General features: G+C 49.7%; 16 protein-coding genes, 4 tRNA genes, 3 rRNA genes and 1 pseudogene. 18 read left to right on the forward strand and 6 right to left on the reverse strand.

Going from position 1 to position 22,426, the window contains the following annotated elements; genetic code table 11:
* The first annotated feature begins 8 nt into the window (after positions 1-8).
* From nfi to IX31_RS23050, 5 genes are all read left to right on the forward strand, one after another.
* A complete protein-coding gene (gene nfi / locus IX31_RS20665; protein WP_034461519.1) occupies positions 9-680 on the forward strand; it encodes a deoxyribonuclease V in 672 nt (223 codons plus the stop codon).
* 43 nt (positions 681-723) lie between these two features.
* Entirely contained in the window at positions 724-1,314 is a 591-nt protein-coding gene (locus tag IX31_RS20670) for a YjaG family protein (RefSeq protein WP_034461521.1), read from the forward strand.
* A 186-nt stretch (positions 1,315-1,500) separates the two neighbouring features.
* Entirely contained in the window at positions 1,501-1,773 is a 273-nt protein-coding gene (gene hupA, locus IX31_RS20675; RefSeq protein WP_032615913.1) for a nucleoid-associated protein HU-alpha, read from the forward strand.
* A 14-nt stretch (positions 1,774-1,787) separates the two neighbouring features.
* Positions 1,788-2,486 (forward strand): DUF1481 domain-containing protein, encoded by a 699-nt coding sequence (locus IX31_RS20680; protein ID WP_034461606.1) that lies wholly within the window; start codon positions 1,788-1,790, stop codon positions 2,484-2,486.
* Between the two features lie 69 nt (positions 2,487-2,555).
* A protein-coding gene (locus IX31_RS23050; protein ID WP_122974009.1) for an IS3 family transposase occupies positions 2,556-3,913 on the forward strand; the annotation gives its coding sequence in 2 pieces (ribosomal slippage) (positions 2,556-3,018 and positions 3,018-3,913; 1,359 coding nt in all).
* Between the two features lie 69 nt (positions 3,914-3,982).
* On the opposite strand, the gene purD is transcribed toward IX31_RS23050, so the two are convergent.
* Both purD and purH read right to left on the reverse strand, forming a co-directional pair.
* A complete protein-coding gene (gene purD, locus IX31_RS20695; protein ID WP_034461522.1) occupies positions 3,983-5,275 on the reverse strand; it encodes a phosphoribosylamine--glycine ligase in 1,293 nt (430 codons plus the stop codon).
* 17 nt (positions 5,276-5,292) lie between these two features.
* Positions 5,293-6,882 (reverse strand): bifunctional phosphoribosylaminoimidazolecarboxamide formyltransferase/IMP cyclohydrolase, encoded by a 1,590-nt coding sequence (gene purH, locus IX31_RS20700; protein ID WP_034461523.1) that lies wholly within the window; start codon positions 6,880-6,882, stop codon positions 5,293-5,295.
* A gap of 611 nt (positions 6,883-7,493) precedes the next feature.
* On the opposite strand from purH, the gene IX31_RS20705 reads away from it, so the two are divergent.
* The 7 genes from IX31_RS20705 to dkgB all read left to right on the forward strand — a co-directional run bounded on the left by IX31_RS20705 (position 7,494) and on the right by dkgB (position 13,837).
* Positions 7,494-9,033 (forward strand): 16S ribosomal RNA (locus tag IX31_RS20705).
* Positions 9,034-9,102: 69 nt separating this feature from the next.
* Positions 9,103-9,179, forward strand: a tRNA-Ile gene (locus IX31_RS20710).
* 120 nt (positions 9,180-9,299) lie between these two features.
* Positions 9,300-9,375 (forward strand) — tRNA-Ala (locus IX31_RS20715).
* A gap of 206 nt (positions 9,376-9,581) precedes the next feature.
* Positions 9,582-12,490: ribosomal RNA gene (locus IX31_RS20720) — 23S ribosomal RNA — on the forward strand.
* Between the two features lie 110 nt (positions 12,491-12,600).
* A 5S ribosomal RNA gene (rrf, locus tag IX31_RS20725) occupies positions 12,601-12,716 on the forward strand.
* Together the 16S, 23S and 5S rRNA genes with 3 tRNA genes alongside form the textbook arrangement of a ribosomal RNA operon.
* A gap of 62 nt (positions 12,717-12,778) precedes the next feature.
* Positions 12,779-12,855, forward strand: a tRNA-Asp gene (locus IX31_RS20730).
* 178 nt (positions 12,856-13,033) lie between these two features.
* Positions 13,034-13,837, forward strand: coding sequence for a 2,5-didehydrogluconate reductase DkgB (dkgB, locus tag IX31_RS20735; RefSeq protein WP_034461524.1), 804 nt, complete (start codon positions 13,034-13,036; stop codon positions 13,835-13,837).
* Here dkgB and yafC read toward each other — a convergent pair.
* Positions 13,834-14,747 (reverse strand): annotated as a pseudogene (gene yafC / locus IX31_RS20740) (DNA-binding transcriptional regulator YafC). The gene dkgB and the pseudogene yafC sit on opposite strands and share 4 nt — an antisense overlap.
* Positions 14,748-14,851: 104 nt before the next feature.
* Here yafC and IX31_RS20745 point away from each other — a divergent pair.
* The 3 genes from IX31_RS20745 (at position 14,852) to IX31_RS20755 (ending at position 17,819) form a co-directional block, all read left to right on the forward strand.
* Positions 14,852-16,027 (forward strand): MFS transporter, encoded by a 1,176-nt coding sequence (locus IX31_RS20745; protein WP_034461526.1) that lies wholly within the window; start codon positions 14,852-14,854, stop codon positions 16,025-16,027.
* A gap of 150 nt (positions 16,028-16,177) precedes the next feature.
* The gene (locus IX31_RS20750; protein ID WP_034461607.1) at positions 16,178-16,981 is read left to right on the forward strand and encodes an endonuclease/exonuclease/phosphatase family protein; all 804 of its coding nucleotides are present in this window, start codon (positions 16,178-16,180) and stop codon (positions 16,979-16,981) included.
* A 70-nt stretch (positions 16,982-17,051) separates the two neighbouring features.
* Positions 17,052-17,819: a class I SAM-dependent methyltransferase gene (locus IX31_RS20755; protein ID WP_034461527.1), complete on the forward strand. Its 768-nt coding sequence runs from the start codon at positions 17,052-17,054 to the stop codon at positions 17,817-17,819.
* 64 nt (positions 17,820-17,883) lie between these two features.
* Here IX31_RS20755 and mltD read toward each other — a convergent pair whose 3' ends face one another.
* Both mltD and gloB read right to left on the reverse strand, forming a co-directional pair.
* The gene (gene mltD / locus IX31_RS20760) at positions 17,884-19,242 is read right to left on the reverse strand and encodes a murein transglycosylase D (RefSeq protein WP_034461528.1); all 1,359 of its coding nucleotides are present in this window, start codon (positions 19,240-19,242) and stop codon (positions 17,884-17,886) included.
* Positions 19,243-19,313: 71 nt separating this feature from the next.
* Complete coding sequence (gloB, locus tag IX31_RS20765) at positions 19,314-20,069, reverse strand: hydroxyacylglutathione hydrolase (protein ID WP_034461529.1); 756 nt, start codon at positions 20,067-20,069, stop codon at positions 19,314-19,316.
* A 36-nt stretch (positions 20,070-20,105) separates the two neighbouring features.
* Between gloB and IX31_RS20770 the strand changes: the two genes are divergently transcribed.
* Positions 20,106-20,873: a class I SAM-dependent methyltransferase gene (locus IX31_RS20770; RefSeq protein WP_034461530.1), complete on the forward strand. Its 768-nt coding sequence runs from the start codon at positions 20,106-20,108 to the stop codon at positions 20,871-20,873.
* On the opposite strand, the gene rnhA is transcribed toward IX31_RS20770, so the two are convergent.
* Positions 20,821-21,297 (reverse strand): ribonuclease HI, encoded by a 477-nt coding sequence (gene rnhA, locus IX31_RS20775; protein ID WP_034461531.1) that lies wholly within the window; start codon positions 21,295-21,297, stop codon positions 20,821-20,823. The two genes, IX31_RS20770 and rnhA, sit on opposite strands and share 53 nt — an antisense overlap.
* 52 nt (positions 21,298-21,349) lie before the next feature.
* On the opposite strand from rnhA, the gene dnaQ reads away from it, so the two are divergent.
* Together dnaQ and IX31_RS20785 are read left to right on the forward strand one after the other, a co-directional pair.
* A complete protein-coding gene (dnaQ, locus tag IX31_RS20780) occupies positions 21,350-22,081 on the forward strand; it encodes a DNA polymerase III subunit epsilon (RefSeq protein ID WP_034461532.1) in 732 nt (243 codons plus the stop codon).
* Between the two features lie 134 nt (positions 22,082-22,215).
* Positions 22,216-22,292: transfer RNA gene (locus tag IX31_RS20785), tRNA-Asp, on the forward strand.
* Positions 22,293-22,426: the final 134 nt, after the last annotated feature.

Here is a 22,426-nt window from a genome sequence, read left to right on the forward strand (position 1 = left end):
GAGAGGGAATGGATCTCGCAAATCTTCGTAAGCAACAGATCGAATTAGCTTCACAGGTGATCCGTGAGGATCGTCTTGAGCAGGATCCTCCACGGTTAATCGCCGGGGCTGACGTTGGGTTTGAGCAGGGCGGTGAAGTTACACGAGCCGCCATTGTGTTATTGAAATATCCTTCCCTCGAACTGGTTGAGTATCAGGTGGCGCGTGTTGCCACCTCAATGCCTTATATCCCCGGTTTCCTCTCGTTTCGCGAATACCCTGCGCTGCTTGCCGCCTGGGAAATGCTGTCGCAAAAACCAGACCTGCTGTTTGTTGATGGCCACGGTATTTCGCACCCACGGCGTTTGGGCGTTGCCGCCCATTTTGGCCTGCTGGTGGACATCCCAACGATAGGCGTTGCCAAGAAACGTTTATGTGGGAAGTTTGCACCGTTATCTGAAGAGCCCGGCTCATGCCAGTTGCTGACTGACAAAAGCGAGCCGCTTGCGTGGGTGTTACGCAGTAAAAAACGCTGCAATCCGTTGTTTGTCTCCACAGGCCATCGTGTAAGCCTTGATACAGCCTTGTTATGGGTGAATCGCTGTCTGATGGGTTACCGCTTACCTGAACCTACTCGCTGGGCAGATGCTGTAGCATCTGGTCGCCCGGCTTTCACGCGGTGGCAAGCAATTCAGGGGTGATTAAGGTAAACTGCCGCTAATATTCCGTCTTTGAGACATCGCTATGTTACAAAACCCAATCCATCTGCGCCTGGAGAAACTGGAAAGCTGGCAACATGTCACTTTCATGGCTTCTTTATGCGAACGCATGTATCCAAATTACGCCATGTTCTGCCAGAAGACTGAATTTGGTGATCCTCAGTTGTATCGCCGTATTCTCGACTTGATTTGGGAAACGCTGACGGTCAAAGATGCGAAAATAAACTTTGATAGCCAACTTGAGAAGCTCGAAGAAGGCATTCCGTCTGCCGACGACTATGATATTTACGGTGTCTACCCGGCGATTGATGCATGCGTTGCACTTAGCGAATTGATTCACTCACGTCTTTCAGGGGAAACTCTGGAGCATGCAATTGAAGTCAGTAAAGCATCAATCACCACGGTTGCTATGCTGGAAATGACCCAGGCTGGTCGTGAAATGACCGATGAAGAGCTGCGAGCAAACCCGGCTGTTGAAGAAGAATGGGACATTCAGTGGGAGATTTTCCGCCTGTTAGCTGACTGCGAAGAACGCGATGTTGAGCTGATCAAAGGGCTTCGTGCGGACCTGCGTGAAGCGGGTAGCAGCAATATTGGTATAAATTTGCAGCAGTAAGACAGCAAAACGTGACTTACAGTCCGAATTGTCACCCCTGAAGGCTTCCAATTAGCCCCCCGTCTGGTCTACATTTGTGGGGCGAAAAAAAGTGGCTATCGGTGCGTGTATGCAGGAGAGTGCTTTTTTGGCATTTCCGTCGCACTCGATGCTTAGCAAGCGATAAACACATTGTAAGGATAACTTATGAACAAGACTCAACTGATTGATGTAATTGCTGACAAGGCTGATCTGTCTAAAGTACAGGCTAAAGCTGCTCTGGAATCCACCCTGGCTGCAATTACTGAGTCTCTGAAAGAAGGTGATGCTGTCCAACTGGTTGGTTTCGGTACCTTCAAGGTAAACCACCGTGCTGAGCGCACTGGCCGCAACCCACAGACTGGTAATGAAATCAAAATCGCCGCAGCTAACGTGCCGGCATTTGTTTCAGGCAAAGCACTGAAAGACGCTGTTAAGTAAGTTAACCAGTGTCAGTGAACAGTTTTAGCAGAGGGGCGTTTACGCCCCTTTTGTTTGCCTGCCGTCCTTTGGTCGCGCTGGCAGGCACAGTGCTGCTAATGGCATGCAGCAGCCAACCTCCTATCCCGCCATTTACCGCGAGCGGTTATATTGCCGATCAGGATGTGGTGCGTATCTGGCGTAAAGATAATAGCGATGATGGCAGCATCCATATGATTGCGGTGTTTAGCCCGTTGCAGAAGGGGGTGACGTCTAGCAATGATTATCGTTGGCAGGGCGAGCAACTTGTCTCAATTGAGATGACGATTCAGAGCCAGCCTCCAGAGCATGTAAAAGTACGTTTTGACGATCACGGTGAGCTAAGCTTCATGCAGCGTGAAGTGAATGGTCAAAAGCAGCAGCTTTCTAATGACCAAATCGCTTTGTATCAGTATCAGGCAAGCCAGACTAAAGTGACTAGCGAAGCATTGCGCATCGGGCGTGTTGTTTTGCGACAAGGCCGCTGGCATGACAATGGCACAGTAACGACCTGCGAAGGTGAGACCATCGAGCCTAAACTCGACAGCGTGTCGCTTAATCATATTGAGAATCGCCAACGTCATTCATCGCTGGATGTGAGTATTGCCTGGCTTGAAGCGCCTGAAGGTTCTCAGTTGCTGCTGGTAGCGAATCAGGATTTCTGTAGCTGGCAGCCTAAGCCTGCTACGTTCTAAATAAAAAACCGCCACGCGTGAACTGCACCCAAAAAGTTGGACACCCAACCGAGTAAGGTGCAGTTTTTTATGAGCAAATATTCTCTTAGCTTCAAACTTCAGGTTGTGAAGCACTATCTTTCCGGTCTGGAAGGGTACAAAGCGACAGCAAAGCGTTTTGGTATCGATCACAGTGCCGTTCGTAAGTGGTCTGCCGTCTGGAAGCTTCATGGCGAAGCCGGGCTAACCACACGACGCTTCACCTACTCTCCTGTCTTTAAAGAGTCCGTCATCCTGTATATGCGTGAGCATCGACTGTCTGTTCGCGAAGTTTGTGCAACATTCTCTATTCCTGCCTTTTCCACGGTTTGTGAGTGGGAACGACTGTATGATGAAGGCGGTCTGCAAGCCCTGACAGATAACCGCCGCAGGAAAAAAACGATGCCGGATACCCCTGGAAATAAATCAGTCAACACGCCTCAAACGCCCCTTAACCCGGACGAACGTGAGGAGCTCGAGCAGCTACGCGTCGAAGTRGCTTATCTAAAAAAGCTTCAGGCCTTACTCAGGGAAAAAAACACGCCAGAACGCGGCAGAAAACACAGGTCGTGAATGAGTTAAGGCCGCAGCATCCCCTGGCTCGTCTGTTAAAAGCGGCRGAGCTGGCCAGAAGTACGTTTTACTGGCAGCTGGCTTGCGCGAAAAAACCGGACAAATATGCTGATGATAAGCATCAGATTTTAGCGCTGTTCCATAAGCATAAAGGGCGATATGGATACCGGCGTATCACGCTGGCCGGTCGTCGGCAAGGGAGTTCACTGAATCATAAAACGGTTCAGAGACTGATGCAGCAGTTAGACTTAACCGCCTGTATCAGAAGGAAGAAATACAACTCTTACAAAGGGCGATATGGCAAAGCTGCGGGTAATGTGCTGAACCGCCAGTTCAGTGCAGACAAACCCAACCAGAAGTGGGTAACAGACGTGACAGAATTTAAAATTGCCGGGGAAAAGCTGTATTTATCCCCGGTCCTTGACCTGTATAACGGTGAAATCGTGGCGTATCAGATGGAGCATCGACCCGTTCTGTCGATGGTGGACGATATGCTGAGTAAGGCGCTGTCGGTTCTGAGTGAAGGTGAATATCCGCTGGTACATTCAGACCAGGGTTGGCAGTATCAGATGGCGCACTATCAGAAGCGACTCAGGGAAGCAGGGCTGAAACAGAGTATGTCACGCAAGGGAAACTGCTATGACAATGCGGTGATAGAAAGCTTCTTCGGCACGCTGAAAACGGAATGCCTGTATCTGGAGGAGTATAAAAGCATCAGGGAGTTACGGGATGCTATTGACGAATATATCTACTATTACAACCATGAAAGAATAAAACAGAAACTAAAAGGCCTGAGTCCGGTAGAGTACCGAACCCAGGCCCAGATAGCCGCCTGATATAAACCGTCCAACTTTATGGGGTCAGTTCACGCGGGCGGTCTTGAATATCACATCGAGTTTTGAATCTTACTTTGCGTTTTCACGCTCAATAGCACGATAGCCAATATCTGAACGGCTAAAACTGCCATCCCAATGGATATCCTTCATAAGCTCATATGCGCGCTGCTGCGCTTGTGCAACGGTATCGCCTAATGCGGTCACGCACAGAACGCGTCCGCCATTCGTCACGACCATATCGTCTTCACGTAGTTTAGTTCCGGCATGGAAAACCTTGCCGTCTGCAACTTCTTCAAGTGGCAGACCATGAATCACATCACCGTTACGGTAATCAGCAGGGTAGCCGCCTGCGGCCATCACGACACCCAGCGATGGGCGCTCGTCCCACTTCGATGTTGTCACATCCAGCTTGCCATCACAGGCGGCCAGACACAGCTCAACCAGGTCTGATTGCAGGCGCAGCATAATCGGCTGGGTTTCAGGGTCGCCAAAGCGGCAGTTAAACTCGATAACCTTCGGGTTACCTTGTTTGTCGATCATCAGGCCAGCATACAGGAAACCGGTGTAGGTATTCCCTTCAGCCGCCATGCCGCGCACGGTTGGCCAGATAACCAGGTCCATAGCACGCTGGTGGACTTCATCAGTCACGACCGGAGCCGGGGAGTAAGCCCCCATACCGCCAGTATTCGGGCCGGTATCACCATCTCCAACGCGTTTATGATCCTGACTGGTAGCCATCGGCAGCACATTCTTACCGTCAACCATCACAATGAAACTGGCTTCTTCGCCATCGAGGAACTCTTCCACCACGATACGGTGTCCGGCGTCGCCGAAGGCGTTACCAGCCAGCATATCGTTTACCGCTGCTTCTGCTTCTTCCAGCGTCATTGCGACAATCACGCCTTTACCGGCAGCCAGTCCGTCGGCTTTAATCACAATCGGTGCACCTTTTTCACGGACGTAGGCCAGCGCTGGCTCCACTTCAGTGAAGTTCTGGTATTCAGCCGTTGGGATTTTATGGCGAGCCAGGAAATCCTTGGTGAAGGCTTTGGAACCTTCTAACTGCGCAGCGCCCTGAGTTGGGCCAAAGATTTTCAAGCCAGCCGCGCGGAATGCATCAACCACGCCAATCACCAGTGGCGCTTCCGGGCCAACAATCGTCAGATCGATTTTTTCGTTTTGCGCAAAGCTGAGCAGAGCAGGGATGTCCGTTGGGCTAATCGCCACGTTCTGCAAAGCGGGTTCCAGAGCCGTGCCGGCATTGCCTGGAGCAACAAATACCGTGCGCACTAAGGGTGACTGCGACGCTTTCCAGGCCAGCGCATGTTCGCGCCCGCCATTACCTATCACTAATACTTTCATTTATAGACGCTCCGGGATTAATGGCGGAAGTGGCGCATATCGGTAAAGATCATGGCGATCCCATGTTCGTCAGCGGCGGCAATCACTTCGTCATCGCGGATCGAACCGCCAGGCTGGATAACACAGCTCACGCCAACTGCCGCAGCGGCATCAATACCGTCACGGAACGGGAAGAAGGCATCGGATGCCATTGCGGAGCCTTTTACTTCCAGGCCTTCATCACTTGCTTTGATACCGGCAATTTTAGCGGAGTAAACACGGCTCATCTGACCGGCACCTATACCAATAGTCATATTCTCGCGGGCATACACAATCGCGTTGGACTTAACAAACTTTGCTACCTTCCAGCAGAACAACGCATCACGCAGTTCTTGCTCTGTCGGCTGGCGCTTGCTAACAACACGCAGGTCTGCGGCTGTAACCATACCCAGATCGCGATCTTGTACTAACACACCGCCGTTAACGCGTTTGAAATCCAGGCCCGGAACACGTTGTTGCCACTGGCCGCAAGTCAGAACGCGAACGTTTTGCTTAGCAGATGTGATCTTCAGCGCTTCTTCGCTGGCTGACGGAGCAATAATCACTTCAACGAACTGGCGGGAGATAATCGCCTGCGCGGTTTCGGCATCCAGTTCACGGTTGAACGCGATGATGCCCCCGAATGCAGACGTTGGGTCAGTTTTATAGGCGCGGTCGTAGGCATCTAATAAGGAATTGCTAACAGCCACACCGCAAGGGTTTGCATGCTTCACGATAACGCATGCAGGCTCGTTGAACTCTTTCACACATTCCAGTGCCGCATCGGTATCGGCAATGTTGTTATAAGAGAGCGCTTTGCCCTGAACCTGAGTTGCGGTGGCAACGGAGGCTTCTTTAATTTCTTCTTCTATATAGAAGGCGGCTTGCTGGTGGCTGTTTTCACCGTAACGCATATCCTGCTTCTTAATGAAGTTCAGGTTTAGCGTGCGAGGGAAACGACCAGAAGGATCTTTGCTTTCGCCATGGTATGCAGGAACCATGCTACCGAAGTAGTTGGCGATCATGCTGTCGTAAGCGGCGGTGTGTTCGAAAGCCTTAATAGCCAAATCGAAACGGGTTTCTAACGTCAGAGATCCTTCATTAGCATCCAGCTCGCTAATAATCGCTCCGTAGTCACTGCTCTTTACTACGATTGCCACATCTTTATGGTTCTTCGCAGCGGAACGCACCATGGTTGGGCCACCAATATCGATATTCTCTACCGCATCTTCCAGAGAGCAGCCTTCGCGGGCAACAGTCTGTGCGAACGGGTAGAGGTTGACGACAACCATATCGATTGGGGAGATAGCGTGTTGTTCCATGATCGCATCATCCTGGCCGCGACGGCCCAGAATACCGCCATGGACTTTTGGATGCAGGGTTTTGACGCGTCCATCCATCATCTCCGGGAAACCGGTGTAGTCAGAGACTTCGGTTACCGGCAGGCCAGCTTTAGCCAGCAGATGAGCGGTTCCGCCAGTGGACAGCAGCTCCACGCCACGTTGGGAGAGCGCCTGGGCGAATTCGACGATACCGGCTTTGTCAGAAACACTGAGCAGAGCGCGGCGTACAGGACGACGTTGTTGCATGGTTTGATCCCTTAGCTTTGGTTCGCATATAGAAGAGCGTTAGCTGAATTTTAGTTATTTTCCCTAAAACTCAGCTAACGCCCCAAAACGGGGCATCCAATTATTGCGGGTGCATTGTAGCGAAAACGTTTGCGTCACGCTCGCAAAATTTAGGACCTCATCACGAATGTGGATAACTTTGTGCACAACTGCGTATAAGGTGGGGTTTTGCTGTGGAATGCAGCAGTCAGTCAAATTMGTGCATATTTAGGGTTGCAGCCTCAGGATAACTCCCTATAATGCGCCTCCATCGACACGGAACATGTGAACAACATCACAGAGTAACGGCGGCGATGAGAGTCAAATATCCTGAAATTAAGGGTTGACTCTGAAAGAGGAAAGCGTAATATACGCCACCTCGAGTTAGCAAGCGAAAGCGCSYAACTCACTGCTCTTTAACAATTTATCAGACAATCTGTGTGGGCACTCGCAGGATTGATATCTCAGATACCTTCGGGTATCACAAAAAATATCAAGTCTTGAAGAGTGACCAAGCAGTAATTCATTTAGTTGAATTATTACGAAAGTTAATTTTTGAGCACCGCTTCACGAGTTGAAGCAAATCAAGCTTTTAATTGAAGAGTTTGATCATGGCTCAGATTGAACGCTGGCGGCAGGCCTAACACATGCAAGTCGAGCGGTAGCACAGGGAGCTTGCTCCTGGGTGACGAGCGGCGGACGGGTGAGTAATGTCTGGGAAACTGCCTGATGGAGGGGGATAACTACTGGAAACGGTAGCTAATACCGCATAACGTCTTCGGACCAAAGAGGGGGACCTTCGGGCCTCTTGCCATCAGATGTGCCCAGATGGGATTAGCTAGTAGGTGAGGTAATGGCTCACCTAGGCGACGATCCCTAGCTGGTCTGAGAGGATGACCAGCCACACTGGAACTGAGACACGGTCCAGACTCCTACGGGAGGCAGCAGTGGGGAATATTGCACAATGGGCGCAAGCCTGATGCAGCCATGCCGCGTGTATGAAGAAGGCCTTCGGGTTGTAAAGTACTTTCAGCGAGGAGGAAGGCATTGTGGTTAATAACCGCAGTGATTGACGTTACTCGCAGAAGAAGCACCGGCTAACTCCGTGCCAGCAGCCGCGGTAATACGGAGGGTGCAAGCGTTAATCGGAATTACTGGGCGTAAAGCGCACGCAGGCGGTCTGTCAAGTCGGATGTGAAATCCCCGGGCTCAACCTGGGAACTGCATTCGAAACTGGCAGGCTAGAGTCTTGTAGAGGGGGGTAGAATTCCAGGTGTAGCGGTGAAATGCGTAGAGATCTGGAGGAATACCGGTGGCGAAGGCGGCCCCCTGGACAAAGACTGACGCTCAGGTGCGAAAGCGTGGGGAGCAAACAGGATTAGATACCCTGGTAGTCCACGCCGTAAACGATGTCGACTTGGAGGTTGTTCCCTTGAGGAGTGGCTTCCGGAGCTAACGCGTTAAGTCGACCGCCTGGGGAGTACGGCCGCAAGGTTAAAACTCAAATGAATTGACGGGGGCCCGCACAAGCGGTGGAGCATGTGGTTTAATTCGATGCAACGCGAAGAACCTTACCTACTCTTGACATCCAGAGAACTCGCCAGAGATGGCTTGGTGCCTTCGGGAACTCTGAGACAGGTGCTGCATGGCTGTCGTCAGCTCGTGTTGTGAAATGTTGGGTTAAGTCCCGCAACGAGCGCAACCCTTATCCTTTGTTGCCAGCGGTTCGGCCGGGAACTCAAAGGAGACTGCCAGTGATAAACTGGAGGAAGGTGGGGATGACGTCAAGTCATCATGGCCCTTACGAGTAGGGCTACACACGTGCTACAATGGCGCATACAAAGAGAAGCGACCTCGCGAGAGCAAGCGGACCTCATAAAGTGCGTCGTAGTCCGGATCGGAGTCTGCAACTCGACTCCGTGAAGTCGGAATCGCTAGTAATCGTAGATCAGAATGCTACGGTGAATACGTTCCCGGGCCTTGTACACACCGCCCGTCACACCATGGGAGTGGGTTGCAAAAGAAGTAGGTAGCTTAACCTTCGGGAGGGCGCTTACCACTTTGTGATTCATGACTGGGGTGAAGTCGTAACAAGGTAACCGTAGGGGAACCTGCGGTTGGATCACCTCCTTACCTGAAAGATACGAACTTGCGTAGTGCTCACACAGATTGTCTGATAGAAAACGAGCAGTAAAACCTTATAGGCTTGTAGCTCAGGTGGTTAGAGCGCACCCCTGATAAGGGTGAGGTCGGTGGTTCAAGTCCACTCAGGCCTACCAAATTCTCCCCTGTTCTGCGTTGCAATTCCGGCTCGCATACCAAAGTATGCGTCGCGAAATTGCGCCTTGACCAGTGAAGAATTATCGGTAAGAAAAAATATAAGGTTTTACGAAATCGATGGGGCTATAGCTCAGCTGGGAGAGCGCCTGCCTTGCACGCAGGAGGTCAGCGGTTCGATCCCGCTTAGCTCCACCATCATTTCATGCTCACCCAATACTTCTAAGTGTACTGTTTAACAGTGTGCTGAGAAGTATTTGCTCTTTAAAAATCCGGAACAAGCTGAAAATTGAAACGACACACTGTTTCCTTTCTCCGTAATAAGAAAGGAAGTGAAGTGTGTTCGAGTCTCTCAAATTTTCACAACATCGATTGTTGTCTTACGAGACACCTTCGGGTTGTGAGGTTAAGCGACTAAGCGTACACGGTGGATGCCCTGGCAGTCAGAGGCGATGAAGGACGTGCTAATCTGCGATAAGCGTCGGTAAGGTGATATGAACCGTTATAACCGACGATTTCCGAATGGGGAAACCCAGTGCAATTCGTTGCACTATCGTTAAGTGAATACATAGCTTAACGAAGCGAACCGGGGGAACTGAAACATCTAAGTACCCCGAGGAAAAGAAATCAACCGAGATTCCCCCAGTAGCGGCGAGCGAACGGGGAGCAGCCCAGAGTCTGAATCAGTTTGTGTATTAGTGGAAGCGTCTGGAAAGTCGCAGGGTACAGGGTGATACTCCCGTACACAAAAATACACCTACTGTGAACTCGAAGAGTAGGGCGGGACACGTGGTATCCTGTCTGAATATGGGGGGACCATCCTCCAAGGCTAAATACTCCTGACTGACCGATAGTGAACCAGTACCGTGAGGGAAAGGCGAAAAGAACCCCGGCGAGGGGAGTGAAACAGAACCTGAAACCGTGTACGTACAAGCAGTGGGAGCCTCTTTTATGGGGTGACTGCGTACCTTTTGTATAATGGGTCAGCGACTTATATTCTGTAGCAAGGTTAACCGTATAGGGGAGCCGCAGGGAAACCGAGTCTTAACTGGGCGTTAAGTTGCAGGGTATAGACCCGAAACCCGGTGATCTAGCCATGGGCAGGTTGAAGGTTGGGTAACACTAACTGGAGGACCGAACCGACTAATGTTGAAAAATTAGCGGATGACTTGTGGCTGGGGGTGAAAGGCCAATCAAACCGGGAGATAGCTGGTTCTCCCCGAAAGCTATTTAGGTAGCGCCTCGTGAACTCATCTTCGGGGGTAGAGCACTGTTTCGGCTAGGGGGCCATCCCGGCTTACCAACCCGATGCAAACTACGAATACCGAAGAATGTTATCACGGGAGACACACGGCGGGTGCTAACGTCCGTCGTGAAGAGGGAAACAACCCAGACCGCCAGCTAAGGTCCCAAAGTCATGGTTAAGTGGGAAACGATGTGGGAAGGCACAGACAGCCAGGATGTTGGCTTAGAAGCAGCCATCATTTAAAGAAAGCGTAATAGCTCACTGGTCGAGTCGGCCTGCGCGGAAGATGTAACGGGGCTAAACCATGCACCGAAGCTGCGGCAGCGACGCTTAGGCGTTGTTGGGTAGGGGAGCGTTCTGTAAGCCGTTGAAGCTGGACTGTGAGGTCTGGTGGAGGTATCAGAAGTGCGAATGCTGACATAAGTAACGATAAAGCGGGTGAAAAACCCGCTCGCCGGAAGACCAAGGGTTCCTGTCCAACGTTAATCGGGGCAGGGTGAGTCGACCCCTAAGGCGAGGCCGAAAGGCGTAGTCGATGGGAAACAGGTTAATATTCCTGTACTCGGTGTTACTGCGAAGGGGGGACGGAGAGGGCTATGTTAGCCGGGCGACGGTTGTCCCGGTTTAAGCATGTAGGCGGAGAGTTTAGGTAAATCCGGACTCTTRTTCAACGCTGAGGTGTGATGACGAGGCACTACGGTGCTGAAGTAACAAATGCCGCACTTCCAGGAAAAGCCTCTAAGCATCAGGTAACATCAAATCGTACCCCAAACCGACACAGGTGGTCAGGTAGAGAATACCAAGGCGCTTGAGAGAACTCGGGTGAAGGAACTAGGCAAAATGGTGCCGTAACTTCGGGAGAAGGCACGCTGTCGGTAAGTGAAGTCCCTCGCGGATGGAGCTGAAGGCAGTCGAAGATACCAGCTGGCTGCAACTGTTTATTAAAAACACAGCACTGTGCAAACACGAAAGTGGACGTATACGGTGTGACGCCTGCCCGGTGCCGGAAGGTTAATTGATGGGGTTATCCGCAAGGAGAAGCTCTTGATCGAAGCCCCGGTAAACGGCGGCCGTAACTATAACGGTCCTAAGGTAGCGAAATTCCTTGTCGGGTAAGTTCCGACCTGCACGAATGGCGTAATGATGGCCAGGCTGTCTCCACCCGAGACTCAGTGAAATTGAAATCGCTGTGAAGATGCAGTGTACCCGCGGCAAGACGGAAAGACCCCGTGAACCTTTACTATAGCTTGACACTGAACATTGAGCCTTGATGTGTAGGATAGGTGGGAGGCTTTGAAGCGTGGACGCCAGTCTGCGTGGAGCCAACCTTGAAATACCACCCTTTAATGTTTGATGTTCTAACGTAGACCCSTKATCSGGGTTGCGGACAGTGTCTGGTGGGTAGTTTGACTGGGGCGGTCTCCTCCTAAAGCGTAACGGAGGAGCACGAAGGTTAGCTAATCACGGTCGGACATCGTGAGGTTAGTGCAAAGGCATAAGCTAGCTTGACTGCGAGAGTGACGGCTCGAGCAGGTGCGAAAGCAGGTCTTAGTGATCCGGTGGTTCTGAATGGAAGGGCCATCGCTCAACGGATAAAAGGTACTCCGGGGATAACAGGCTGATACCGCCCAAGAGTTCATATCGACGGCGGTGTTTGGCACCTCGATGTCGGCTCATCACATCCTGGGGCTGAAGTAGGTCCCAAGGGTATGGCTGTTCGCCATTTAAAGTGGTACGCGAGCTGGGTTTAGAACGTCGTGAGACAGTTCGGTCCCTATCTGCCGTGGGCGCTGGAGAATTGAGGGGGGCTGCTCCTAGTACGAGAGGACCGGAGTGGACGCATCACTGGTGTTCGGGTTGTCATGCCAATGGCATTGCCCGGTAGCTAAATGCGGAAAAGATAAGCGCTGAAAGCATCTAAGCGCGAAACTTGCCCCGAGATGAGTTCTCCCTGACCCTTTAAGGGTCCTGAAGGAACGTTGAAGACTACGACGTTGATAGGCTGGGTGTGTAAGCGTAGCGATACGTTGAGCTAACCAGTACTAATGAACCGTGAGGCTTAACCTTACAACACCGAAGGTGTTTTGGTTGAGAGACCAGAGATTGATTTTCAGCTTGAACCGAGATTTTAGTTGATGGTTACGTGRATAACGTAACGGTTAACGATACAGAATATGCCTGGCGGCAGTAGCGCGGTGGTCCCACCTGACCCCATGCCGAACTCAGAAGTGAAACGCCGTAGCGCCGATGGTAGTGTGGGGTCTCCCCATGCGAGAGTAGGGAACTGCCAGGCTCCAAATTCAAAGCAGTAAAAGCCAGAAGTGACATCTGGTGGTAATAAGAAAGAAATTCGGTGGAGCGGTAGTTCAGTCGGTTAGAATACCTGCCTGTCACGCAGGGGGTCGCGGGTTCGAGTCCCGTCCGTTCCGCCACTTATTAAGCCCTGAGTCTAATAGACTCAGGGCTTTTTTCAGGTCTGTAATTCAACCAAATATCTTCCTACTATTGCGTTTAACGCAAATATCTTCTGCATTTACCTGTCTTTTTCAGCAAAGTGATTACCGCCATAATCCTCGTATTGGCCACACATATCCCTTAACGAGGTAAATAATGACAATTCCTGCATTTGGTCTGGGTACTTTTCGCTTAAAAGACGACGTAGTTATCGCATCAGTAAAAACAGCTTTAGAGTTGGGTTACCGTACTGTTGATACCGCACAAATCTATGATAATGAAGCGGCTATAGGGCAGGCGATTGAAGAGAGTGGTGTAGCTCGTGATGAGTTATTTATCACGACCAAAATCTGGATTGATAACCTTAGCAAAGACAAATTAATCCCAAGCCTGAAAGAAAGCTTACGTAAATTGCATACCGATTATGTCGATTTGACGCTGATTCACTGGCCATCACCGAATAATGCGGTTCCGGTAGCAGAGTTTATGCAAGCATTGCTGGAAGCCAAAAAAGAAGGGCTGACACGTCAGATTGGTATCTCTAACTTCACGATCGATCTGATGCAACAAGCCATTGATGCCGTGGGGGCTGAGAATATTGCTACCAACCAAATTGAGCTTTCACCCTATCTGCAGAACCGTAAAGTGGTTGATTGGGCACATGAACATGATATCCACATCACCTCTTATATGACGCTTGCCTATGGCAAAGCATTGGCAGATGAAGTTATCGGGCGAATTGCTAAAAAGCACAATGCAACGCCTGCGCAGGTCATTTTGGCCTGGGCAATGAAGTTGGGTTATGCGGTGATTCCTTCATCTACAAAACGTGAGAATCTACAAAGCAATCTACAGGCGCAGACTCTCATGCTGGATGCGGAAGATATGGCTGCTGTCGCTAAGCTGGACTGCAATGATCGACTGGTTAGTCCGGAAGGTCTGGCTCCTGACTGGGACTAATTTTCCACAACAGCCCCTCCGGGGGCTGTTGCACATGTTCGCTTAAAAAGTCTATAAACGCCCGAATGCGGCTACTGACGGCCCGATCGCTGTAATACACCGCACTAAATGGCATTTCTACTGGTAACAGCTTGTTTGTCAGTAATTCAACAAACTTCCCCTCAGCTATTTCTTTATTAATCATATAGTCAGATAGACACGCAATCCCATTTCCTGTCAGGCATAGTTGCTTAAGTGTTTCCCCACTATTGGATGTGATTCCCGGCGTAATGTCATAACGCAGCCCATCTGCCTGCGCTACTGGCCATTTATTGAGGCTTTCAGTCTCTGAGAAACCAAGACAAATATGATCCTGAAGATCTTCTGCATTTTTTGGCATACCGTACTGCGCTAAATATTCCGGCGAGGCGATGATTTTACGACGACTGGAAAAAAGAGGCCGCGCCCGCAACGTTGAGTCAGTCAAAGTGCCCGCTCGTATCGCAACATCGACTTTTCGCTCAATCAAATTAATAAATGTCTCAGATGAGATGAGGGAAAGCGTTACTTCCGGGTAGCGCTCGCGGAAAGGCTTAATCAACGGCATTAAAAGGTGCAACATTACGGGAGTTGCAGCATCAATACGCAGTAAGCCGCGTGGGCTTTGTCGCGTTTCCATCAACTCATTTTCCGCCGCTGCCATTTCCTGCAAAATCTGTTGTACACGGCGGAAGTAGCGCTCACCTTCCTCGGTGAGGCTCAGTTGGCGGGTTGTACGATTTAGCAGAGTGACACCTAACTTCATCTCTAATTTCTTTACTGAGCGACTGACTGCCGAATTTGCCATCTCAAGTTGGCTCGCGGCGCGACTGAAGCTTCCGCTTTCTACAACAGCGACAAAAATCGTCAGTTCTTCTGAGGTGGCCTTCATTGTTGCTCCTGAGACAAAATTCTATTGAGATTTTGCATATTTTTGTTATTTAACCATCTTGCCATACTGCGTGTCATCAAAAGACACCTGTTATGGAGTAAATCATGCCTCTGGCGCTTTGGGCACTGACTATCAGTGCATTCGCAATCGGTACTACCGAATTTGTTATTGTTGGACTGGTACCAACAATTGCTGAGCAACTTTCAATTTCGCTCCCTTCTGCGGGATTGCTGGTTTCAATTTATGCATTAGGAGTTGCTGTTGGTGCTCCTGTACTAACCGCGCTGACAGGAAAGTTGCCTCGTAAACAGCTACTGATCGGACTGATGGCGCTATTCACAGCAGGTAACTTGCTGGCCTGGCTTGCGCCAAATTATGAAACGCTGGTCATTGCTCGTTTGCTCACAGGTCTTGCGCACGGTGTTTTCTTCTCAATTGGTTCGACTATTGCAACCAGCCTGGTGCCTAAAGAGAAAGCAGCGACTGCAATTGCCATTATGTTTGGTGGCTTAACGGTTGCATTGGTCACAGGTGTACCTCTCGGAACGTTTATCGGACAGCATTTCGGATGGCGTGAAACCTTCCTTGCGGTTTCTGCAATCGGTGTGATTGCATTAATCAGCAGTACTATTCTTGTGCCAAAAGATATCCCGACCCGAGCGGTTGCTAGTTTGAAAGATCAATTAAAAGTAATGACTCACCCTCGTCTTTTAATCATCTACGCAATAACAGCACTAGGTTATGGTGGCGTGTTTACAGCATTTACCTTCCTGGCTCCGATGATGCAAAACCTGGCAGGATATTCACCAGCCGCGGTAAGTTGGATTTTGTTGGGATATGGAGTCTCTGTTGCTATCGGTAATATCTGGGGTGGGAAACTTGCAGATCGCCATGGTGCTGTACCGGCTTTAAAATTCATTTTTGCAGCACTCGCCGCATTACTGCTTGTCTTCCAGTTCACTGCGAGTTCGCATATTGGCGCTTTAGTGACGGTATTGATTATGGGAGTCTTTGCTTTCGGTAATGTACCGGGATTGCAGGTGTACGTTGTGCAGAAAGCTGAGTTGTACGCGCCAAATGCTGTAGATGTTGCTTCTGGGCTGAATATTGCCGCTTTTAACGTCGGGATTGCATTAGGCTCTGTTATTGGTGGTCAGACAGTTCAAAGCTTTGGTTTAGCCCAGACACCGTGGATTGGGGCCGTAATTGTTGTTGGCGCACTATTCTTAATTACCATCAGTGGTCGACTGGATACACGTCGTGAAGTTGCTATCGGTTAGGCATTCAGAACAAGGCTGTTAGCAATTACTTACGGTCTTGTTCGTCAATGGTTTGAATTGGTCGTTGAAACTCGGCACCAAAGTCCCTATAACTGAAAGACAGCCTTCGATTTGGAGGCTTCTTTGGTTATAGAGGTCATTAGTAAAAACGTGCGCAAAAATACTTATGCCATGAGATATGTTGCCGGTCAGCCAGCAGAACGTATTCTGCCTCCTGGCTCATTTGCAACTATTGGTCAGGCATTGCCACCCGGCGAACCGTTACCAAGTGAGGGTTCACTAAAAGTATTAGTGTGGAATATCTTTAAACAGCAGCGTGCAGAATGGCTTTCTGTACTGCAAAACTTCGGTAAAGATGCTCACCTTGTTTTATTGCAGGAGGCTCAAACGACCCCTGAACTGGTAAAGTTTGCCACCAGTAACTATCTGGCCGCCGATCAGGTTCCTGCATTTGTCCTGCCTCAACACCCCTCAGGTGTTATGACTCTTTCCGCTGCTCATCCTGTTTACTGTTGTCCGTTACGCGAACGCGAGCCGATTTTGCGCTTGTCCAAATCTGCATTAGTGACCGTATATCCACTGCCTGATGGTCGGTTGTTGATGGTTGTGAATATCCACGCGGTCAATTTCAGTCTCGGTGTCGATGTCTACAGCAAGCAGCTTGGGCCGATTGGCGATCAAATTGGCCACCATAATGGGCCGGTGATTATGGCGGGTGATTTTAACGCCTGGAGCCGCCCACGCATGAATGCGCTTTACCGCTTCGCCCGTGAAATGACTCTGCGGGAAGTGCGTTTCACAGATGACCATCGCCGCCGTGCTTTCGGTCGCCCACTTGATTTCGTGTTTTATCGTGGTTTAAACGTTGCAGAAGCCTCTGTTTTGGTGACTCGTGCGTCCGACCACAATCCTCTACTAGTCGAATTCCGTCCCGGCAAACCTGAGCTGAAGTAGGGTAAGTCAGGTCTGCCATTGGGCAGACTATGTGCTGCCCTTACTTACAATCATCTGCAAGGACAATACAATGACAACACAATCTCACCATGACAAAGTCGATCAACAGTTTGGCTCGCAGGCCAGTGCCTATCTGACAAGTGCTGTGCACGCTGCTGGCCGCGATCTGGAGCGTCTGAGCGCGCGTCTGGCTGATTTCCCTGATGCGCGTCTGCTCGATATGGGGTGTGGGGCAGGGCATGCGAGCTTTATTGCGGCGGCTCAGGTGAAAGAGGTGGTTGCTTATGATCTCTCAGAACAGATGCTCAGAGTGGTCAATGATGCTGCTAAAACGCGTGGCATCTTCAACATCACGACTCAACAAGGTTATGCAGAAGTGTTGCCGTTTGATGATGGTTCTTTTGATGTGGTGATTAGCCGCTATTCAGCTCATCACTGGCATGATGTAGGTAAAGCATTGCGTGAGGTAAAGCGCGTACTGAGACTTGGTGGTGTTGTAATTTTTATGGATGTGATGTCTCCAGGTCATCCCGTTCTCGATATCTGGCTGCAAACGGTTGAAGCATTGCGCGATACATCTCACGTTCGTAATTATTCAAGTGGCGAGTGGTTGAGCTTGTTTAATGATGCGGGCCTGGTCTCGCAAAATCTCTTGTGCGACCGATTGAATCTGGAGTTTACATCCTGGATTGCCAGAATGAGAACACCTGAAGCTCTGGCTGACGCTATTCGAATCTACCAACAGAGTGCATCAGATGAAGTGCAGCACTATTTTGAGTTGCAGGGAGATGGCTCGTTCACCAGCGACATTATTATGGTAGAAGCAAAGCGCGTGTAATTCAGGACGGGTCATACCAATTAAAAAAGGCACCTAAAAAGGTGCCTTTTGATTCGATTAACGCTTACGCATCAGGTGTAGAGTTGTTGCTAACAAATAGCGTCAACTGATCTCCAGGTTTCAGATCGTCTGTATCGTCGTTCCAGCGCAGAACATCCTTGATGTTCACACCGTGACGTTTCGCGATACTCGACAACGAGTCACCCTTGCGCACCTTATAAGTGATGCTATCGTTCTTAGCTAAACTCTGTGCGCCATTTTTGACGTTGAGTGTTTGGCCGACTTTAATATTCGCGCCGCGTATGCCGTTCCAGCTTTGCAAATCTTTTGCACTCACACCTAAGCGTGAAGCAATGCTCGATAAGGTATCACCTGAACGAACACGGTAAGATTTGCTGCCACCTGCAGTACTGCGGTTATCAGCGACTAGCCGTGGCTGCACTGCTGCAATTTCACCAGAAGCCAAAGAGGCTTTTAGCTGATCGGCATGCTTTTTGGGTACCATTACATAACGCTGGTTCTTGCCAACGGTCGAAGTTTTTACCCCGGCGTTGAATGTCTTCAGCGTGCTTAATGATATACCTGCCATTTCGGCAACCTGCGTAAGCTCAACCGGATCACTAACTTCTACACGTGCTAAGGCACGGCTTTCGTCAGTAGTAGGTAAGCGTACGCCGTACTTTTTGCTGTTTTTGAGAATGTCACTCAAAGCCAACATTTTTGGTACGTAAATTTTGGTTTCCCGTGGCAGTGAAAGCGACCAAAAATCCGTTGGTAAACCACGAGCTTTATTCGCTTTCATTGCCTTCAGTACACGACCTTCGCCGCTGTTGTACGCCGCCACGGTTAATAACCAGTCGCCGTCAAACATCTTGTTCAGACGCTGCATCATATCGAGTGCGGCAGTGGTGGAAGCCACTACATCACGACGTGCATCGTATGCTTTGGTCTGTTTTAAACCATAATTTCGACCCGTACTCGGTACAATCTGCCAGATGCCAGCGGCATTTGCAGAAGAGGTAGCGTGGGGGTCAAAAGCGCTCTCCACTATGGGTAGCAGTACTAGTTCCATTGGCATGTTGCGTTTCTTAACTTGCCCGGCAATCCAGTACATATACGGCTCTGCCCGTAATGTTACATCGTGGAGATAGCTCTTATTCTTCAGGTACTTCTGTTTCTGTTCGCGGATCCGGATATTCTCCGGTACCCCCATCTTTAGCTCGTCGCCAATGAAGTTCCACAAGTTTTGGTTATCCGCGAGATATGTCCCATCGTCCATCCATCGCGAACCTGTGTACTTTCCTGCTTCACCTTGACCAGCTGCCGACAGACTCTGTGCGTGCTGTTGGATGTTGCCGTCATGCCTTGACGCCTGGCACCCCACAAGCAAAACAGAGGCGAGTAATATCGCTTTTGCCTTCATGTGTGTGTCAAATGGTTGCTTAAAAGACGAGCAAGAATACCTTCCACTTTAAAACAACACAACCAAAAAATTCAGAAGGTATCTTTCTTTGTCCGTAACCAGGCGAATATCTGCTGTGGTTGTTGCAAGTTTGTTTCTTTATTTATTTTTTCTTTTAAATCAATATCATCAGTTCTTAAGAATAAATTTATTTTGCGTTCATTTGCCAAAGAACTTGGTAAGGTTGATTGGTTTTTTGCACGTAACTCATTAACTTTTCGACAGTATCCGTTTAATTTCTCATCGTCAGGAAGAATAGATAAGGAAAATTTTATATTTGAGAGTGTGTATTCGTGTGCGCAGCAAATTAACGTATCTGCAGGTAGTTTGTTAAGCTTTTGAAAAGAATCATACATATTCTCTGCGGTGCCTTCAAAAAGGCGTCCACAGCCGCCAGAAAACATGGTGTCACCGCAAAAAAGATAAGGTGCGCTATAGAAACAGATATGTCCTAAAGTGTGACCGGGTGTGGCAATTACAGTAAATTCATACTTCAAAATATTGACCGTTTCGCCCTCTCTGACTACCCGGTTCGTTCCCTTATCTTGTGTCTCCTCTGGGCCATATACCACAAGGCCTGGATACTTTTTGAGAAGTTCTTTCACGCCGCCAACATGGTCGTTGTGATGGTGGGTCAGTAAAATAGCTTCTGGCCGCCAGTGATTATCTTCAAGGGCTTTTAGTACAAGTTGAGCTTCGCCCGGGTCAACAATGATGCATCTGCCTTGCTCATCATTCAGAACCCAGATGTAGTTGTCCTGGAATGCGGAAATACTGTTAAGATTCATAATTCGACCTCTCTGAATTGCGCTAAGAAGGTAGTGATGAAACCGGCAAGGATACCTGAAAATTTCATTTCACCGCATCATTGGGGAGAACTGCCATGGGGCGAGTACTACCGTGAGGCGCTGGAATCCCAACTTCAGCCATGGTTTGCTAAGATGTTTGGCTTCCACCTGCTGAAAATTGGCAACTTAAGCACTGAAATCGACACAGAAGCCTGCGCTATTTCACACCAGGTGAATGTTGCTTTACAAGGCGACCGACTCCAGGTGAATGCCGATCCGCTGCATTTACCTTTTGCCGGTAAATCAGTCGATGCATGTATGTTGGCTCATACATTGCCGTGGTGCCAGGATCCACATGGATTATTGCGCGAAGCCGATCGGGTGTTAATTGATGATGGATGGCTAATCCTTAGTAGCTTTAACCCAGTGAGCTTACTGGGTTTAGGTAAGACAGTGCCGTTTTTACGTAAACGCACGCCATATCATTGTCGAATGTTCACACCGATGAGGATATTTGATTGGCTGGCATTGCTGAATTTTGAAGTGATGCACCAACGCAGTTTCCAGGTATTACCCTGGAGTAAACAAGGCGGGAAAATGCTCAGTACCCATCTTCCTGCGTTGGGATGTATGCATGTCATTGTGGCGCGTAAGCGGACATTGCCCCTTACGCTCAATCCTATGAAAAGCCGGAAAGCAAAACCGCAAATCCGCTCAGCTGTGGGGGCAACGCGGCAATTTCGTGAAACAACTAAGGCTTCGCCGTCTCTGACAGATAACCCACGTCCTCGAGAGTTGGATTAGAAGCCGCTTCGCGGGCGAGCTCATCACAACGTTCGTTTTCAGGGTGACCGGCATGGCCTTTCACCCATTCCCAACTGATTTTATGCTCGCTTAAGGCAGTATCCAGTCGCTTCCATAAATCGACATTCTTGACTGGTTTTTTATCGGCCGTTTTCCAGCCACGTTTTTTCCAGTTATGAATCCATTGGGTAATTCCCTGGCGAACATATTGGCTGTCGGTGCTAAGCACAACGTCGCAAGGCTCGATCAACGCCTCAAGTGCAACGATTGCCGCCATCATTTCCATGCGATTGTTTGTGGTCAGGCGAAAGCCAACGCTAAAAATTTTTTCGTGCTGTTTGTAGCGTAAAATAGCACCATATCCACCCGGCCCCGGGTTACCGAGGCAAGAGCCATCGGTGAAAATTTCTACCTGTTTGCGCATCTCTGGTAGACTTCCTGTGATTAAAAAACCAAGTCTGACATAAACGAGCGCCATGAGCACAGCAATTACACGACAGATCGTCCTCGATACAGAAACCACCGGTATGAACCAAATCGGTGCTCACTACGAAGGGCACCGCATTATTGAAATCGGTGCGGTTGAAGTCATCAACCGCCGCCTGACGGGTAATAATTTCCACGTATACCTGAAACCTGATCGTCTGGTTGACCCGGAAGCCTTTGGCGTGCATGGAATTGCCGATGAGTTTTTGGCAGACAAGCCAACCTTTGATCAGGTTGCTGATTCGTTCATGGACTATATTCGCGGCGCAGAGCTCGTCATCCATAACGCATCGTTCGATATCGGCTTTATGGACTATGAGTTCGGCAAGCTCAATCGCGATATCCCGAAAACCAACACCTTCTGCAAAGTTACCGATAGCCTGGCGCTCGCCCGTAAAATGTTCCCGGGCAAGCGTAACAGCCTCGATGCACTTTGTTCACGTTATGAAATAGATAACAGCAAGCGAACGTTGCACGGCGCCTTGCTCGATGCCCAAATTCTGGCCGACGTCTATTTAATGATGACGGGTGGGCAAACTTCTCTGAAGTTTGCAATGGAAGGGGATGTGCAGCAGCGTAGCGGAGACAACGGAATTCAACGTGTTGTGCGCCGCAGCTCGGGAATACGCGTCATTCGTGCCAGTGATGCAGAACTGGAAGCGCATGAATCGCGGCTCGACCTGGTGGAAAAAAAGGGCGGAAGCTGCCTGTGGCGTATATAAAATCAGCGCCAATGTATTAAAAAGCACCGTTTGGGTGAAATTAACGGCAAACGATTAGTTTAATAAGAAAAAACGTTGACGCTCATGAGCCCTATACGTATTATCTGCCTCGTTCCCGACGGGGAACAAAACGCGGAGCGGTAGTTCAGTCGGTTAGAATACCTGCCTGTCACGCAGGGGGTCGCGGGTTCGAGTCCCGTCCGTTCCGCCACAATTCGAGGCTATGCTATTGATTAGCATGGCCTTTTTTCTTTGTGATTTTTTCGGTATGCCATCCAGTATGCCATCAGCGTTCGGCTTGTATGAGGCACTATCGTTTCTCCCTGGACGATATTTCGTTTTTCT

Source organism: Buttiauxella noackiae, from assembly GCF_000737905.1.
Lineage (GTDB): Bacteria > Pseudomonadota > Gammaproteobacteria > Enterobacterales > Enterobacteriaceae > Buttiauxella > Buttiauxella noackiae.